The sequence below is a fragment of the Pacificimonas aurantium genome (assembly GCF_020092905.1).
GTDB lineage: Bacteria > Pseudomonadota > Alphaproteobacteria > Sphingomonadales > Sphingomonadaceae > Pacificimonas > Pacificimonas aurantium.
Genome location: NZ_JAGSGB010000002.1, coordinates 772,628 through 789,000 on the forward strand (window position 1 = coordinate 772,628; position 16,373 = coordinate 789,000).

Annotated in this window: 15 protein-coding genes and 2 pseudogenes; 2 read left to right on the plus strand and 15 right to left on the minus strand. The window is 61.7% G+C overall.

Annotated features, from left to right (window positions below; all coding sequences use genetic code 11):
- Positions 1-20: 20 nt before the first annotated feature.
- The 12 genes and pseudogenes from KCN53_RS10500 to KCN53_RS10550 all read right to left on the minus strand — a co-directional run bounded on the left by KCN53_RS10500 (position 21) and on the right by KCN53_RS10550 (position 10,942).
- Positions 21-650, minus strand: a complete 630-nt coding sequence (locus tag KCN53_RS10500) for a cation diffusion facilitator family transporter (RefSeq protein WP_008603820.1) — start codon at positions 648-650, stop codon at positions 21-23.
- On the minus strand, positions 647-1,018 hold the full coding sequence (locus KCN53_RS10505; protein WP_088712475.1) for a SpoIIAA family protein: 372 nt from the start codon (positions 1,016-1,018) through the stop codon (positions 647-649). Before KCN53_RS10505 ends, KCN53_RS10500 begins: the two co-directional genes overlap by 4 nt.
- Before the next feature lie 22 nt (positions 1,019-1,040).
- Positions 1,041-4,304 (minus strand): efflux RND transporter permease subunit, encoded by a 3,264-nt coding sequence (locus KCN53_RS10510; RefSeq protein ID WP_143712266.1) that lies wholly within the window; start codon positions 4,302-4,304, stop codon positions 1,041-1,043.
- Between the two features lie 37 nt (positions 4,305-4,341).
- Positions 4,342-5,490 (minus strand): efflux RND transporter periplasmic adaptor subunit, encoded by a 1,149-nt coding sequence (locus tag KCN53_RS10515; protein WP_067679325.1) that lies wholly within the window; start codon positions 5,488-5,490, stop codon positions 4,342-4,344.
- Positions 5,491-5,501: 11 nt separating this feature from the next.
- Complete coding sequence (locus KCN53_RS10520) at positions 5,502-6,755, minus strand: TolC family protein (protein WP_054523296.1); 1,254 nt, start codon at positions 6,753-6,755, stop codon at positions 5,502-5,504.
- A gap of 63 nt (positions 6,756-6,818) precedes the next feature.
- Positions 6,819-7,193: a hypothetical protein gene (locus tag KCN53_RS10525; RefSeq protein WP_054523295.1), complete on the minus strand. Its 375-nt coding sequence runs from the start codon at positions 7,191-7,193 to the stop codon at positions 6,819-6,821.
- Positions 7,194-7,316: 123 nt separating this feature from the next.
- Entirely contained in the window at positions 7,317-8,270 is a 954-nt protein-coding gene (dmeF, locus tag KCN53_RS10530) for a CDF family Co(II)/Ni(II) efflux transporter DmeF (protein WP_054523294.1), read from the minus strand.
- Between the two features lie 130 nt (positions 8,271-8,400).
- Complete coding sequence (locus tag KCN53_RS10535) at positions 8,401-9,339, minus strand: DUF2493 domain-containing protein (RefSeq protein ID WP_054523293.1); 939 nt, start codon at positions 9,337-9,339, stop codon at positions 8,401-8,403.
- 219 nt (positions 9,340-9,558) lie between these two features.
- Positions 9,559-9,999, minus strand: coding sequence for a hypothetical protein (locus KCN53_RS10540; protein ID WP_054523292.1), 441 nt, complete (start codon positions 9,997-9,999; stop codon positions 9,559-9,561).
- Between the two features lie 11 nt (positions 10,000-10,010).
- Positions 10,011-10,229 (minus strand): annotated as a pseudogene (locus KCN53_RS16180) (zincin-like metallopeptidase domain-containing protein); the annotation flags it as partial.
- A 72-nt stretch (positions 10,230-10,301) separates the two neighbouring features.
- Positions 10,302-10,484, minus strand: a pseudogene (locus tag KCN53_RS16185) (CHC2 zinc finger domain-containing protein); the annotation flags it as partial.
- Between the two features lie 215 nt (positions 10,485-10,699).
- Entirely contained in the window at positions 10,700-10,942 is a 243-nt protein-coding gene (locus tag KCN53_RS10550; protein WP_143712226.1) for a hypothetical protein, read from the minus strand.
- A gap of 504 nt (positions 10,943-11,446) precedes the next feature.
- Here KCN53_RS10550 and KCN53_RS10555 point away from each other — a divergent pair.
- Positions 11,447-11,671, plus strand: a complete 225-nt coding sequence (locus KCN53_RS10555; protein ID WP_008601437.1) for an XRE family transcriptional regulator — start codon at positions 11,447-11,449, stop codon at positions 11,669-11,671.
- A 6-nt stretch (positions 11,672-11,677) separates the two neighbouring features.
- Positions 11,678-12,928 (plus strand): type II toxin-antitoxin system HipA family toxin, encoded by a 1,251-nt coding sequence (locus KCN53_RS10560; protein ID WP_047822016.1) that lies wholly within the window; start codon positions 11,678-11,680, stop codon positions 12,926-12,928.
- Between the two features lie 256 nt (positions 12,929-13,184).
- Here the strand turns inward: KCN53_RS10560 and KCN53_RS10565 are convergent, their stop codons facing one another.
- The 3 genes from KCN53_RS10565 to KCN53_RS10575 form a co-directional block, all read right to left on the minus strand.
- Complete coding sequence (locus KCN53_RS10565) at positions 13,185-14,741, minus strand: catalase (protein ID WP_088712473.1); 1,557 nt, start codon at positions 14,739-14,741, stop codon at positions 13,185-13,187.
- A 132-nt stretch (positions 14,742-14,873) separates the two neighbouring features.
- The gene (locus KCN53_RS10570; RefSeq protein WP_088712472.1) at positions 14,874-15,908 is read right to left on the minus strand and encodes an enoyl-CoA hydratase/isomerase family protein; all 1,035 of its coding nucleotides are present in this window, start codon (positions 15,906-15,908) and stop codon (positions 14,874-14,876) included.
- The gene (locus tag KCN53_RS10575) at positions 15,905-16,369 is read right to left on the minus strand and encodes a PaaI family thioesterase (protein ID WP_224199606.1); all 465 of its coding nucleotides are present in this window, start codon (positions 16,367-16,369) and stop codon (positions 15,905-15,907) included. Before KCN53_RS10575 ends, KCN53_RS10570 begins: the two co-directional genes overlap by 4 nt.
- Positions 16,370-16,373: the final 4 nt, after the last annotated feature.

Sequence of the window (16,373 nt, forward strand, 5' to 3'; positions counted from 1 at the left end):
TGCAGGAAGATCGAATAGGGTCAATTCCTCTTCTCGCCGTGTTTGGTTCCCGCATCGTCGTGGCTATCCATGTGAGCGTCGCGCAGAATCTCGATGCCGCCATAGAGAGCGATGCAAGCTACCGCGATGCCCACAACGAGGTCGGGCCAGTTGGTTCCGGTCAGCATCACAATGATGCCGGCGATAATGATCCCGCCATTAGAGATAAAGTCGTTGAAGCTGAAGGTGGTCGCCGCCCGCATATTGACGTCCTTGTTCTCCATCTTCTGCAGCAGGCGCAGGCAATAGAGATTGACCATCCCCGCGATGAACGCCATCGCCATCATCAATATCCCGCCCGGATCGGACCCTTCCACAAACCGTCGGTAAGCATCGAAGATAACCCCAGCAGAGAAGATCAGCAGCATGATGCCGGAGAAACGTGCGGCCCCGCGTTTCCAGGTCCGTGAGCGGGTCAGCGCGAGCAGGCTGAGCGCATAAACGATGGCATCGGATGAATTATCGAGGCCGTTCGCCAACAGCGCATTAGAATCGGCAAAATACCCGACCGCGAAAAAGCCGATCGCGATGGCCACGTTAAGCCACAGGACAACCCACAGGGTCTTGCGCTTTTCAGGCGACCCGACATCGACCTCATGTCCGCCACTCATGCTGCGTCCTCCCCGGTTTGTACCCAGCTTTCCGCATGACTACGCTGTGTTGGCCGGAAGAACTTCATTTCGGTGCGGAAGAGTGAGGATGACAATTTCGTGCCCCACTCTTCCCATTCGCTGTCGCCGATTATGGCGATCCGGCCGAAACAATCCTTATGCCGGATGTCGAACTTGAGATCGCGCCAGAGACCTCCGAAGTTCCAACCCGAAAAGTCAGGCGCGAGCTCGATCACCATCGGGACGGTACCGGCCTCGCGCTCTGCGATATGTTCGAATTGGGGAACAAAGCGGTCATAGGCTTCATCCCCCAGCCTGCCTCCGGCGCGTATCCAGAGCAGTCCGTTCTCTTCCTTCAGTGCCAGCACCGTTTTTTCCTTTCCCGATCGGTCATGCGATGTCCTTCAGCTCGCGCTGCTCATCGCTTGTCACGTTGCGCCGCAGCCGATCCCACCAGCGCTGTCGCCAGGTCCGGTCATCTTCTCTGGTACTGAAAACCAGCTTCAAAATTGCGGGCAAGACGAAGAGGGTCAGAGCGGTAGCGGTGATCAACCCTCCGATGACCACTGTCGCCAAAGGACGCTGCACTTCCGCGCCGGTCCCCGTCGCAATCGCCATCGGCACGAAGCCGAGCGATGCAACGAGCGCGGTCATGAGAACCGGCCTCAGGCGCGCCAGGCCACCGGCCACGATGGCGTCATCGAGCGCCATGCCCTTGTCGAGCCGCTGACGGATCGCAGTCACCATCACGAGCCCGTTCAAGGTCGCTACGCCCGACAGGGCGATAAAGCCTACCGCCGCAGAAACCGAGAATGGCATCCCGCGCAGGGCCAAGGAGAATATTCCGCCTGCCAGGGCCAGCGGGATCGCGCTGAATACGGCGAGCGCCGGCACCCAGCCCCCGACCGCCATGTAGAGCAACAGGAGAATGACCGCGAACGCGATGGGAATGACGATCTGAAGTCTTTCCTGGGCAGCTTGGAGGTTCTGGTATTGACCGCCCCACTCGATAAACGCGGCAGCGGGCAGTTCGACTTGCGCCGCAACCCTTTCCTGGGCCTCTTCTACAAAAGACCCGAGGTCGCGTTCTCGCACGTTGGACGAGACGATCACCAGTCTGCGTCCCTGTTCCCGGCGAACCTCCGCGAGACCATCCACCACACGGAACTCGGCAACCGAGCGTAGCGGTATGGTTGCCCCGTTCGGGAGCAGCACCGGCAAAGCACCCAACTGGTCGAAATCGTCGCGGGTCGCGTCCGACAACCGCACAACCACATCGAAGCGGCGATCGCCTTCGAAAACGAGGCCCGCAGGCCGACCGCCCAGTGCGATCGCCACCGATTGCGCAACGTCTTCGACCTTCAGCCCGTAACGGGCAATCGCTGGCCGATCGAAGGCAATATCGAGGGTGGGGAACCCGGTCACTTGCTGGACCTTGACGTCCGCGGCGCCGTCGACATTGCGCAGCACGCCCGCAACCTCGTTCGCCGCTGAGGTCATGGCGCTGAGATCGTCTCCGTAGATCTTGACGGCAACATCTCCGCGAACGCCTGCGATCAATTCGTTGAACCGCAATTCGATCGGTTGGCTGAACTCGTAAAGGTTGCCGACGAGACTGCTGAGGGCGCTCTCCATTTGCGCGACCAACTCGTCCTTGGCGAGGTCGGGATCGGGCCATTCCTCACGGGGTTTGAGGATCACATACGCATCGGAAGCGTTCGGCGGCATCGGGTCACTAGCCACTTCTGCCGTGCCCGTCCGCGAAAAGACGAGCTGGACCTGCTCAAACTGCTCGAGCCGGTCCTCGACCCGCCTTTGCATCGCGAGCGAACGTTCGAGCGAGGTCGAAGGAATACGCAGCGATTGCACGGCGATGTCGCGCTCGTCCAATTGCGGTGTGAATTCGCTCCCGAGGAAGCTGAACACGAAGGCCGCAAAGGCGAAGATGCCGACGCCCATGCCGATGACCGGCCAAGGGCGGGTGATCGCCTTGCGGACCAGCGGTCCGTATCGCTCCTTGGCGATCCGGATCGGCTTGACCTCCTTTTCCGTCAGCTTCTTGTTGAGCAGGATGGCGATCATTGCCGGGACGAAGGTCAGCGACAACACGAACGCCGAGGCGAGGGCGAGCATGACCGTGATCGCCATGGGCGAGAAGGTTTTGCCTTCGACTCCGGTAAAGGTCAGAAGCGGTGCGAAGACGAGAAGTATGATCGCCTGCCCGTACACAGTCGGCTTGATCATTTCCTGCGCGGCAAGCCGCGTTTCCGTCAACCTTTCGCCCAGTGTGAGAAGCCGGCCTTCGTGTTCCTGCCGGGCCGCGAGCCTCGCGACACTGTTCTCGACGATAATGACGGCACCATCGACGATCAGGCCGAAGTCCAGCGCACCCAGGCTCATGAGATTGCCCGACACGCCGAGCCGGTTCATTCCGATCGATGCCATCAGCATGGAAAAGGGAATGACCAGCGCCGCGATGATCGCTGCCCGGATGTTGCCCAGCAGCAAGAACAGGATCGCGATCACCAGAAGCGCGCCTTCAACGAGATTCTTCTCGACGGTCGCGATCGTCGCATCGACCAGCGAAGACCGGTTGTAGACGATCTCCGCGACAATTCCTTCCGGCAGGGAGCTGCGAACTTCCTCGAGCCGTTCGGCCGCCTGGGCCGACACGGTGCGGCTGTTCTCGCCCGCGCGCATGAGCACGGTGCCCACGACCGCTTCATCGCCGTTCAGCGACGCCGCGCCCGTTCGCAGGTCGCCACCGATGCTGACCGTGGCGACGTCTCCTACGCGAATGGGGACTCCTTCGCGTGTAGAAACGACCGCCTGCTCGATATCCTCGACACTGCCGAGGCGCGCATCAACTCGGGCGAGGAGGGCTTCGCCTGCCCGCTCGACGAAATTGGCCCCTTCGGCGAGATTGGCCGCTTCCAGCGCATCGATCACTTCGTCGAACGATAAACCGTACCCGGTCAATCGCGCGGGATCGGGTTGGACAAGGTATTGCTTTTCGAAGCCGCCGATCGAGTCGACACCCGCCACACCGTCGACCGACCGCATGAGGGGGGCAACCACCCAGTCCTGGATGGTTCGCAGATAGGCAGCCTTGGCAACATCGCTGTCGAGCCGGTCGCCACGTTCGGTCACAAAGCTCCCGTCGGACTGCCAACCGACCGCTCCGCCCAGCGGTGCTTCCTTGCCGTCAGGAAACTCGTACTCGATGGTATACATGAGCACTTCGCCCAAGCCGGTCGAGATGGGTCCCATCACCGGTTCGGCACCCTCGGGTAGGGAGGCACTTATGGGCGTCAGCCGTTCGTTGACCTGCTGACGCGCAAAATAGATGTCGGTCCCTTCCTCGAAAATCGCGGTCACCTGGCTGAACCCGTTGCGCGATATTGAGCGGGTCATCTCCAGACCCTCGATACCGGCAAGCCCGGTTTCAACGGGATAGGTGACCTGCGTTTCGACTTGCGAAGGCGACAGGGCTGGTGCCTCGGTGTTGATCTGCACCTGTACATTGGTGATATCGGGCACGGCATCGATGGGCAGGCGCAGCAAATTCACCACGCCATAGATTGCCACACCGAGCGTCAGTACGACCATCGCCCAGCGAAAGCGCACGGCGACGTCGAGGATCATGCCGATCAGGCCATGGCGGTGGGAGCGATCCGCGTCCTGCATGTGATCAGTGTCCATGCTCGGCCTCCTCCTTCTCGAGTTCAGCCTTCAGCAAAAAGGCATTGGCGGTGGCGATCCGCCACTGCGCTTCGAGACCGGACTCGATGACCACGCGTCCTCCCGAACGCGCACCGGTGACCACCGGACGGGCTTGAAACCCGCGGCGCGTGCGAACGAAGACCACTTCTGCGCCATCGATTGTCTGGACGGCACTTTCCGGCACCGACATGCGGCCTGTATCGACCTCACCCGAGGGGCGGATACGTGCCTGCAGGAAGGCCCCGGGTTGCAGACCGGGGATCGGTCTTGCCAGCGACAGGACCGCCGTAGCGCTGCGGCTTTCGGGATCGAGCGAGGGAGTGACAGACCGCACGCGCGCACCCACCTCCCGGTTGTCCGCGATTTCCAGCGTCGCCTCGTCGCCAGGCTGGATGCGGCTTGCTTCAGCCGACGGGAGGGCAACCTCGACCTGCATGCCGCTCGGATTCACGACCTGATAGAGTTCTTCCCCGGCATCGACGAAGGAGCCGAGAACGATAGGCGCCGAGGTCACTCGGCCTGCGAGCGGGCTCGTGACCGCAAGGGAGCGCCCGTCGCCGCTAACGCCCGCCGCGGAGACTGCCGCCTGGGCGCGCGCAAGTTCCGACTGGGCGACCTGCAGATTTGCTCGCGCGGCCTCGAGATCCTGCCGTGCGGTGACATTGGCCTCGAACAGGCGGCGCTCCCGATCGTAGGCAGCGGACAGTTCGTTGACCCTCGCGCGCGCTGCGCTCAACTGCGCTGCGAGAGCAGCCGCGTCGGCGCTCTCGATGCGGGCAATCGTCTCGCCCTGCCTCACGTAATCGCCCAGCGTTTTGCCGACACTGCGGACCACGCCCGCCGCGCGGGCATCGATGCGGGCACTTGCCGTCGGGCTTGCCGCGACGGTGGCCGGGAAGACCAGCTCGACCGCCGATCCCTGGCCGACGGTTTCGACCACTATCTGGGACGCTTCAATTTGTTCGGCGCCAAGCAGGACAAGGCCTTCGGGAAGCTCGACCTCCTCACTCGTCTCCTCGGCGATTTGGTCAGCTTCGTTATCGGGCCACAGCATGAGCGCCGCGACTACAAAGAGAATGGAAAGGCCGATCGCAACGGCCAGACGTTTACGGTTCATCGGAAAATACCTCATTGTGCACCGAGCCAGATCAGTGTCGCCGCCAGGCGACCACGATCTTCCTGAGCTTGAATCAAAGCTTCACGGATGGTGTCACGCGCTTCGGCCGCAGCCAGAACTTCGATCAGCGGAAACCTGCCGTTGCGGTAGCCAATCCGAACGAGGCGCAAGGCTTCTTCGGCTTGGGGCAAGGACGTCTCCGCGAGGGTCTCGACCCGCGCTTCGGCTGCCAGAAATTGTCCGCGGGCCTGCGTGACCTCGAGTTCGTAATCGGTGCGGGCAATTGCTTCCCGCGCCGTCGCGGCGCGAAGCCGCGCTTCGGCAGCGGCGATGTTTCCCTGGTTGCGATTACGCAATGGAAGCGGGATCGAAACCCCCACGAGAAACGCCTGGTCTCGACTTTCCTCGAACCGTCGGACTCCGGCGGATATTGCCGGATCCGGAATGCCGAGAGAGCGTTCCCGGGCGATCGCGGCATCCGCGGCCTCGCGTTCGGCACGGGCGACCTGAAGTCGTAAGGCCGAAGGTGACGCGAGCAGCGTCGCCGGAGGTTCGATCTCGGGGAACACCGAAGGCACGTCCGTAGCAGGTGTTGCCTCGCCCCAAAGCGCGGCGAGCGCGTTCCTCGCCGTACTGTCGGCAGCCAGGGCCGCTTCAAGCTCCGCGAGCGCCTCCGCAAGTGCCGCTTCGGCACGAAGCGATCGCAGAGGAGGCTCCCGCCCAACATCGACCAGTACGCCTGCGATCCTGGCAAGCTCGCGATTGCGCTCGACTATGTCCCGCGCGAGTTCCAATCGGGCTGCCGCAGCGACGGCTTCGACATAGCGTTCGCGCACCGATCGCCCGAGCTGAGCAACCGAGAGCGCTCCTGAAAGGGTCGCGACGCGCGCTTCCGCCTGGGCGGCGCGGACGCGCGCTCCCCGTTTGCCGCCCAATTCGAGCCGCTGGCTCAGGGACAAAGTATACTCGGTGGCCTGCAATCCCGAAAACGCGCCGCTCCCGGCAATGTTTTCGGCTTCGAAAGCAATTTCTGGGTTGGGCCGCAGCCGCGCCTGGTCGACTAGGGCCCGCGCCGCGTCGGCTTCGGCCCGCGGTCCGATCAGGCGCGGATTTTCTGGGGGCTCATCTGCGCTGTCGACGATGCCCGCACGAGCGAGCGCAGCTTCGAGCGTCAGAAGCTCACGCTCCTGCGCCGCCACGGTCGTGGCTTGAGCGGCGAGGAACAGCCCTCCAAGGAGGACCCCTCGCCAATGAATGGCTGACATTTTTCGAATATTCCTCTGCTGACGATCCGAACTGCGCTGCGGCATGCAGCGCGGTGACGGTCGTCAGGCGCGAGGGGGGCGCTTCAGTCGGTCGGCAATGTCGGAAGCGAGCGCTTCGGCGGGAGGCGCATCGGGAACCACAACCAAGTGAGGAACCGAATTCTTCTGCACGGTGCTGGCAAAGCTCGCCCCATGATGACAATGGCCGTGCCCACACACGCCGTGTTGCTCGGTCGGCGCATCCGGATCGCCCGGAACTTCGTCAGTAGCTGCGGATGACGCGGACGCGCTGTCGAGCGAAACCAGAACGGGCGTGCTTCCGGGCGCCACTTCGGCGCCGCAAGCAGCAGCATCCGCCGCCGTCACGAACACCATCGCGACCAGCATGAGCAGGACGACGAAAGGATGCAGGACAAGGCGACGATAGCTTGTGGTCATGGATTCCGACGGCTCCTAGCAAACCGGATCAAGATTGCAAGCTCCGTAACACGATGAAGTATAAGTCGTTTGTTACAGTATAACAGTCCTCGAATACTGTTTCGGTCTTTTAGAACGGCGCGATCAGGCCGCGCGAAGCTCGGGATGGGGATGCTCGCAGCGATGCACTTCGATCGTGACGTGCACATATTCCGCATGCTCTGAAAGTCGGCTCGCATAATGGTCGGGCGCGAGCGGATCACCGGCGATGAGCGAGGCGATGACCGCATACTTGCCAGGGCCGATACGCCAGATGTGCAGATCGCCGATCGCGGCGTCCCGGTCCTCTAGCGCCTCGCTCACTTCTGTGTATCGTTCAGAGTCCGCCTCGGCGTCGACAAGCACGGCTGCGGTATCGCGCAGCAGCGACCATGACCAGCGCCCGATCACGAATGCACCTACCAGACCCATTGCTGCGTCCATCCATGCCCAGCCGAGGTACATGCCGGCGAGAAGGGCCACGATAGCCAGGACCGAGGTCAGGGCATCGGCAAGCACGTGGAAATAGGCGGAGCGCAGATTGTTGTCGGCATGCGCATGGTCGTGGTGATGATGATGGTCGTGATCATGCCCATGGTGATGATCGGCACCAAGCAGCCAGGCACTCGCGAGGTTCACCACGAGGCCGAGCAGGGCGATCCAGATCGCCTCGGTATAGGCAATCGTGAGCGGACTGACGAACCTTTGAGCCGATTCAACCGCGATCCCGATTGCGAAGATGGCGAGGACAAGCGCGCTCGCGAAGCCGACGAGGTCGCCCACCTTGCCGGTACCGAATGTGAAACGCGGGTTGTTCGCATGGCGCCTGGCAAACCAGTAGGCAAAGGCCGCGACGCCCAGGGCACCTGCGTGGGTCGCCATGTGGATACCATCGGCGAGAAGCGCCATCGATCCGGTCCACAGGCCAGCGACGATTTCGACCACCATCATCGCGGCGGTCAAGGCAACGACATAACGCGTGCGCCGCTCATGGGCGTCGTGCGAGGCGCTCAGGAAGTTGTGATCATGGGCGAGCGGATTGGAGTCGGCGTGGTGCATGCGGGGCTGATAACCCGAGATGCCTTCCCAAGAAATCCCCTCTCCAACCGAAAAGGCAATCGATGACAATTGTCTGAGATGGTCGCCGCAGCCAACCGATGGTAGACATGCTGCAGCGACCAACAGACTATTATCCCTTAGTCTTGGATCCGGACGTCACGGTCCTGCGATCGACCACGGTGATCCGGCGCGTCTTGGCGTCGATCACTAGCCGTTCAGTCACGCCATTGCCCGGAAAGGCGACAACGTAACGCGGATTGAGCGAAAGCATCTGCTCGTTGCGCTTGAACCCGGCGCGGGCACCAAGCCGACGATCGAGCGAATACGTCAGCTGCTGGACTTCGCGGCGCTCGGCCCAGCTCGCTGCCAGACGATCGGCACCCTTGCCGTCGCCGCCATGGACCAGGAAGAGATCGGGAACCGCATCGCGAACCTTGTCCAGCGTCGCCCAGATATTGTCGGCATAGACACGCGCATCTTCTGCGTTTTCGAAGCTCTGGCGACCACCGGCGAAGACGATTGGAGTGCCTTCCGGGATCAGGGCGTGACGCCGGTTCTCAGCACGTGCGCGAAGGAAGTCGCGGGCATCGATCACAGTCGAGGTAAGGTTGCGCGAATGGCTCGTGCGCGAGCCGGAAACGGGCTTCCACGAGGAACCGGTCTCGTCGCGATAGAGTGCTGCCGCAGCCTCGCGCATCTGCTCGAAGGCAAGCATGCTGGCTTCGGCGGCCTGCGCGCGCTCTACCTGCTCTTCCAGATTGCTCGAATGCACTTCGGAGCCATCGGCCGATGCGAGCAGAACACGGATTTCATCGCTGGCCCGGTCGAGCTGAGCCGACTTGCGGCTGGCTGCGCGGTGAAAGAGATTGACCATGCCCCAGGCAATGTCCTCGGCATCGGCCTCCAGGGCCGTGTCCGAAAACATCGCGAAAAGATCGGACCAGACTGCAGCGAGGGTCTGCTCGATCGCATCCTCGCAGGGAAAGTCGGTCTCGTTGAAGGGGGCTGGCCTGATGCTTAGGCCCGAGAGATCGAGACCGTTCAATTGGTCGATGAAGCTGTCGTACATGGGGTGTCTCCTGATCGCGGGGACAAGGAGAGGAGGCACCATTGCCTCGGCCCTGTCCGCCGGAGCCCGATCAGGGCCGGGACAAGGGGCGTGACGCACCGCGTAGCGGGAAACCTGCGGCCCTAGGCTGGCGCGGGCAACACGGGCCGACGGGCCGCAGGTTGCGGCGCGCCCCGACCGGCCCAAGGGCCTCTCCCGGCGGACAGGGATGAGGCAGGATCAGGTCCCGATGTCGCAGGTGGATCGGGAGCGCTCGAAGATCGCTTCGCCATTCGAGAATCGCCCGACCAGGCGCAGATCCCCGAACAGGTCAATAAAGCGTCCCGACACCTGGGCGAGCCAGTGCCGTGCCCTTGCCGTTCGTGGGACGTAGAAATCCGCCTCCCAGTATCGGGCATCGTCACGCTCGACGAGCCAGATCGCGGCGAGACCGCAATAGGTCGATATGCCGCAATCAGCGAAGGCATTGCGAAGGAGGATACGATCTTCGCGGCCGCGCCATCCATTGAAGCGCTCGAACGAAGGAAAGGCCGCTTTCGCGGCATCGATGACCTCGTCGACGAGGCACTCATAGACCCAGTCGATATCTTCGTCTTCGCCGTCATCGAGCAAGCGAAAGGCCACTACGGAGCCGGTCGGGTAGCTGACGGAACGTCCCATCTCACTACTCCTTAGGCTGCATCGGCGAGATCGATGTCGGCCTCGCCTTCACGGGATTGATGGCCTCCAAGTTCGAGCAACAGGCTGGCAGCTTCTTCGGCCTTGGCCGCGGCGGTCAGGATCGCGCGCTCGTCCGATTTGAGGATCTTGAGCCAGGACGCGATGTAACTGGCGTGATGGTCGAGGTGGGTGACCGGAAGGCCCAATTCGGCTCCAAGGATTGCCGAGGAACCTGAGAAGAGCGAGGTTGCGTCGACACCTTCACTCGCCAGAGCAGCCAGCACGCTCTGCTGATCACATCCCGCAAAACAATGGAAAAGGATCGCTTTTTGGCCGAGCGACACACCGAGTGACGGCGTACGGTCGTCATGCGCAGGGCAGCAGGCCATGCCCTTTGTGCCGGACCATTTGCCGCCCCGGTTTTCACAGATGCGGCGGGCGGCTTCTTCCAAAGAGCTTATCTTGGTGGAATATCGGTGGGACATGGCACATCGCGATCCTTTCGGCTCGCTCACAAAGGCCCTCCTCCCCTCCAGCCCTTCTGTGTTGTAAGAACAGGTCGGAGGGGATTCACGTCTGCACTGCGAGCCCGTCGATTTGAGCGTCACATCGACATCGCCGCTCACCCGCGAGGTCTACCGATTATTCGTAGTGACTTCTCACTAGCGCCATTGATCCTTATCGCTGCCCCACGACCTGGTCAGTTTAGATCATGCGACACGTTACCTAATCGAAAATTCCGGTCCGATCTTTCCTTTTGCAAATCGCGTCGTGCCTTCGGAAGGTAGTCCCGCCAAGTCCGTCGATGAGTGATATGGCTGATTTTGCCGGGCTTGCTCATTCCCGCCATCGCGGCAACCGGCATTCTGCCATGGCCGGGTTGATCATTTTCACGAGCGAATAATGTCTTCGCGCGTTCGATTTCCTCGTCTGAATAATGCATTCGATGCTCCATCGGGTTGGACCTGCGAGAGCGTTCGAACGAAATTCGGCGAACCCTCTGCAGGGTCCGCCGGTTAACCTCCAACTGGAGGACGGGACCTCGGAATTCTTCCGAAGCTGTCGGCTTGTGCCGACATGCGTGACGTTTGCGATATAGTCGCTGAGACAATTCGCGCAACTGCACAGCGACTTTTGAAGTACGATGGTCAAGCCGCGGCCTAGCGACCGCTCACCAGCGCCTCTCCACTCAGTCATGGTCATTGTAAGCCTCGTGCAGGAGGCGGTGAAGCATCTTCCTTCGGTAAATCTGCTTCAAGCGAAAGAGCACAAAAACATGACATATCATTTCTATTTGCGGAATTTCGCATGATATGTCATATATCGGGCCATGCCCCGTTCGTCTCGAGCTGCTAGCGGACTACCGCCCCAGAGCCAACGTGCGATTACACGGCTAGGTAAGGATATCGCCCTTGCTCGCCGCCGGAGAAAACTTCCCCAGCGTTTAATGGCCGAGCGCATGATCGTCTCGGTTCAAACGCTGCAACGCCTCGAAGCGGGAGATCCTACCGTGGGCCTCGCGGTTCTGGCGAGCGCCCTGCATGTCCTGGGGATGACACAGCGCCTTGCCGAGCTGGTAACCCCAGACAGTGACCGGGCTGGCATCAGCGAGGATTTGTCCCGCCTGCCCCAGAAGACCCACGCTGTCAGCGACGATGATCTGGATTTCTAGCAAGCCGTGACGACCATCCGCACCTATGTCTTCGTGCATCTTGAGGAGGGGCCTGTTCCGGCAGGCCTTCTCACGATGACCGACGAACCGCGCAACCAGTTTGCTACCTTCGCTTACGGGCGGCGTTATCTGGAACGCGCTGACCGTATTGCGGTCGATCCTGTAGCTCTGCCGTTGCACGAAGCTGGAACTTCTCGAACATTCAGGACGGAAGAAGGCTTTGCCGTGTTCGGTGGCATTCGGGATGCTGCTCCTGACGGCTGGGGCCAATACCTAATGTACAAGGCGATGGGCGATCGCTTGCCGAGCGAAATCGATCTCATTCTGGCCTCGGGCGAACATCGCGTGGGTGCGCTCGCCTTTGGGCCGACGTCCGCCCAGCCTGAGAGAATTACACCATGGGGGGACGGCCCTGCTCCGGGCGAAGAGTTCACGCTCGCAGAGTTAGCAGAAGCCGCCGAACGAGCGCAGCATGTCGACGAACTCGACGAGAACTTGAGGGCGTTGCTAGCCGCCGGGTCATCTCTGGGCGGCGCCCGGCCGAAGGCTGCTACAAAAATCGGCGACAAACCCTGGATCGCGAAATTTCAGAAGCGGGGAGACAGCTTCCCCGAATGCCGGGTCGAACTGGCGACAATGCGGCTTGCCAGCGAATGTGGTCTCGATGTGCCGCCACTCGACTTCCGCTGTGTCCTTGATCGTGACATCTATCTGATCGAGCGGTTCGATCGGATTCCTCACGGCAACTGGCTGGAACGCAGGCCCTTTGCTTCGGGGCTCACAATGCTCGGGGCGCATGAGAGCGAGGTCAGCAGCTTCAGCTATGCCGATCTCGCAGGAGCGATCCGGCAATTCGGAACCGAAGTACGCCAGGATCTGCACGAATTATTTCGTCGCATGCTGTTCAATATCCTCGTCACCAATGATGATGATCACCTACGTAATCATGGCTTCCTGTTCGATGGTGAGGGATGGCGGCTTTCGCCGCTTTACGATGTAGTGCCGAAGCCTCAGCTGGGACTGGAGCGCCGGCTCGTCCTCGGCGTCGGGCCGGAAGGCCGCGCTGCAACGATCGAGAACGCTCTCGCCGGTGCCGCGGTCTTCGACCTCAGCCATGATGACGCGAACGCAATCGCCGAAGACATGAGCAGAATCGTAGCGACACGGTGGGAACACCTATTCACAAAAGCAGGGATAAGCGCGGCTGATCGCAAGCGTTTCGCCACCTGCTTCCGGTTGGCAGCACCTGTGTCATGATCGCAAACGCAGAAATCCGTTCATGGGGGCGCGTGCTTGCCTAATTTGGCATGGTGATTACCCGGTGATTGCTAGCCGAGAAAATGGGGATCAAAAAATGCCGATTTGTGATTGTATATCAGTCTATTATGATAGTATGACCACTAAGGTCTGGTATTTCATGGTCTGGCCTCTGCTATGACAGGAGGGGGTGGCCGGGACCCGCAGGGACTGCGGGACGGAGGAGACGGGCCCCGGCCGGGGGGATGCGGCTGCGTCAGCGCGCCGACGCAAGCAGCATGTCGGCTTCCCGCTTGCGCATCGCTGCGACGTCGCGGGCGGCGTCCAGATCGACGCCGACAGCCTCCGCAATGCGGCGGCCATATTCCGGGTCGGCAGCGTAGAAATGTCCGACCATGATGGTCTTCGTTTCTTCGTTCTGCACCTTGCCGAGATCGCCGGCGAGGTTGCGGATCAGCGCATCCTGTTCCTCGGTCGTGTAGGAGCGGTAGAGATTGCCGGCCTGCTCGAATGGCAGGGTCTTGCGGATCGGCGCCTTGGTCACGGTCGTGCCCACTTCGTAGGCGCTGATATAGGTGCCCCTGCCATCGTCGACATAGTGAGCGGCGTCGTCCACGCGCCGCGACGGCTGGTAGTTCACGTCGCCCGTGCGGCCGGACGCCGACAGGGCACCGTCCTGACTGCCATTGCGCACCTCGACCAGTGGCCGGTTCACGGGCAGGGACTGGTAGTTGGCACCGATCCGGTAACGCTGGGTATCGGCATAGCTGAACAGGCGGCCCTGCAGCAGACGGTCCGGAGACGGCTCGATACCCGGCACCATGACACCCGGCGAGAAGGCAACCTGCTCGGTATATTCGAAGAAGTTGTCGGGCACGCGGTTCAGGGTCATCGTCCCGACCTTGAACTCGGGAACGCCTTCCCACTCCTTCGTCGCGTCGAACGGATTATAATCGAAACTGTCGACCCGATCCGGGGTCAGGATCTGAGCGTAGAGATCCCACTGCGGAAAATTCCCCGCGGCGATATTGTCATACAGGTCCGCCGTCAGATAGCTGAAGGGCTGCTGGCGCGCCTCGGCGGCGCTGAGATTATGTTCGCCCTGCAGACTGTCCCAGCGGAACTTCACGAAGAAGACCTCGCCGGCGTCGTTGACCAGCTTCAGCGAATGAACGCTGGAGCCGTCCATCTGCCGCAGCGACGCCGGCGTGCCGAGATCGCTGTAGAGATAGGTCAGCATCTTCGTCGACTCCGGCACGTGGCTGAAGAAGTCGAAGAAGCGCTCGGGCTCCTGCTGGTTGGTGATGGGCGACGGCTTCAGGCTGTGCACCATGTCCGGAAATTTCATCGCATCGCGGATGAAGAAAACCGGCAGGTTGTTGCCGACCAGGTCCCAATTGCCTTCGTCGGTGTAGAATTTCACCGCAAAGCCGCGCGGATCGCGCAGCCATTCGGGCGACCCCTTGGAATGGATCACGGACGAAAAGCGCACGAAGACCGGCGTGGTCTCGTCTTCGTCGAACACTGCGGCGCGGGTGTAGCGCTCCAGTTCCCCGTTCGAGACGAACTCACCATGTGCGCCGGTTCCGCGGGCATGCACCACACGCTCCGGAATCCGCTCCCGATCGAAGCGGGCCAGCTTCTCGATCAGGTGAAAGTCTTCCAGCATGACGCCGCCGAAGTCGCCCGCCGCCTTGGAATTCTGATTGTCAAAAACCGGCGCCCCGGAATCCTGCCGCTGCAGGACCGGCTCGGCCGCCATGGCCGACCCCGCCAGCAACGTCGCCGAAAGCGCAACTACGAAGTCCCTCATCAATTTCTGCTCCGCTCGTTGAATGAACGAGGAGCTCAATAAGACGCGGGCTATTGATCGATCTAACGAGTTTTCCTGATCTGAGAAATCGCCAGGCTGCGGCATACGATCAGTCTGATCGAATTGGCCTTTTTACAGCTTCAGGTCTCCATGCGGCGGTGTTTGGAAGTAGCCGTCGACCATGTCATCACCGACGTCGCGGAGGTTGGATGGATCCCAGCGCGGCTTTCGGTCCTTGTCGATCAGCTGCGCGCGGACTCCTTCGAAAAAGTCGTGCCCATTCTTGATATTGCCGACCACGCGATACTCCCGCTTCAGACAGCCGGCGAGATCGTCGTCCGCACCTTCCCGTAGCGCGCGCAGCGTCAGCTTCATGGACGTGGGCGACATGCGCATCAGCGTGTCGCGCTGCCCCTCAGCCCATTCGCTGCCCATCGACAGCGAGGACATGATCTCCTCGACCGAAGACGCGGCGAAATGCTTGTCGATCTGCTCACGGTGAGCCTCGACCGTGGGCGGCTGCTCAGGTGCGGCCTCGAACTGTTCGACGACCTCCGCGACACTGTCGACGGGAACCTCGAGGGCCTGCAGCAGGCCGTCGACATTGCCCGACGCCGTATAATGTGTGGCGATACCGGCATAGAGGCAGTCCTCGGCCTTCAGCCGGGCGCCGGTCAGTCCAAGATAGGCGCCGAGTTCGCCAGGGAGACGCGGCAGGGCATGCGTTCCGCCCACGTCGGGGATCAGCCCGATGCCGGTTTCGGGCATGGCGAAGAGCAGGTTCTCGGTCGCCACCCGGTAGGGGGCATGGATGGATAGCCCGACGCCGCCGCCCATGGTGATGCCGTCGAGAATCGCGACATAAGGCTTCGCGTAGGTGCCGATCTTGTGGTTCATGCGATACTCGGTCGCGAAGAACTCTTCCCAGTCGGAGCTGCCCGCCTGTCCGGCCCGGTGCAGCCCGACCACGTCGCCGCCTGCACAGAACGCACGGTCGCCCGTCCCGACGATGGCGACTGCGCCGATCTCGTCGTCCGTTTCCCATGCCTCAAGCTGTTCAAGTATTGCCGCGCACATCGCGGTGTTGATCGCGTTGAGCGCCTTCGGGCGGTTAAGGGTAATGAGACCGAGACGTCCGCGCCGGTCGAAAAGAACTTCGTCGCTCATGCTTTGTCCTTCGCGTCTTTACGCTCAACGAGTTTCGGATTTGCAAGGTCGCGAGGCGCGCCGGTCGCGCTGAGGCGCGCCAGCAACTTTCCCGCCTCATCGACCAGGTCTGCCTCCATATAGGCAATGGTCTTGCCGAACTTCACGCAGCGCCCCTCGGCATAAAGGCGCCCTGCCTTCGCACCGGAGAAGAAGCTGACCTTCATTTCCAGCGTGGGCACGAAAATCTTGCGCTTCGAAAAGACGATCGCCGCATAGGCGGCTGCGTCGTCGAGCATGGCCGCGATGATGCCGCCCTGCACGGTGCCGTTCGGGTTGGACAGATCCTCGCCGATATCGAAGCTCATGCGGATGGTGCCGGCATCCTGGTCGACCTCGACCACCTGCATGTTCAGAAGCTGGGCCGTCGGCGTCGCGCGCCGGTTGATGCGTTCACGCACCTCGTCGTTCGTCATAACCATGGTG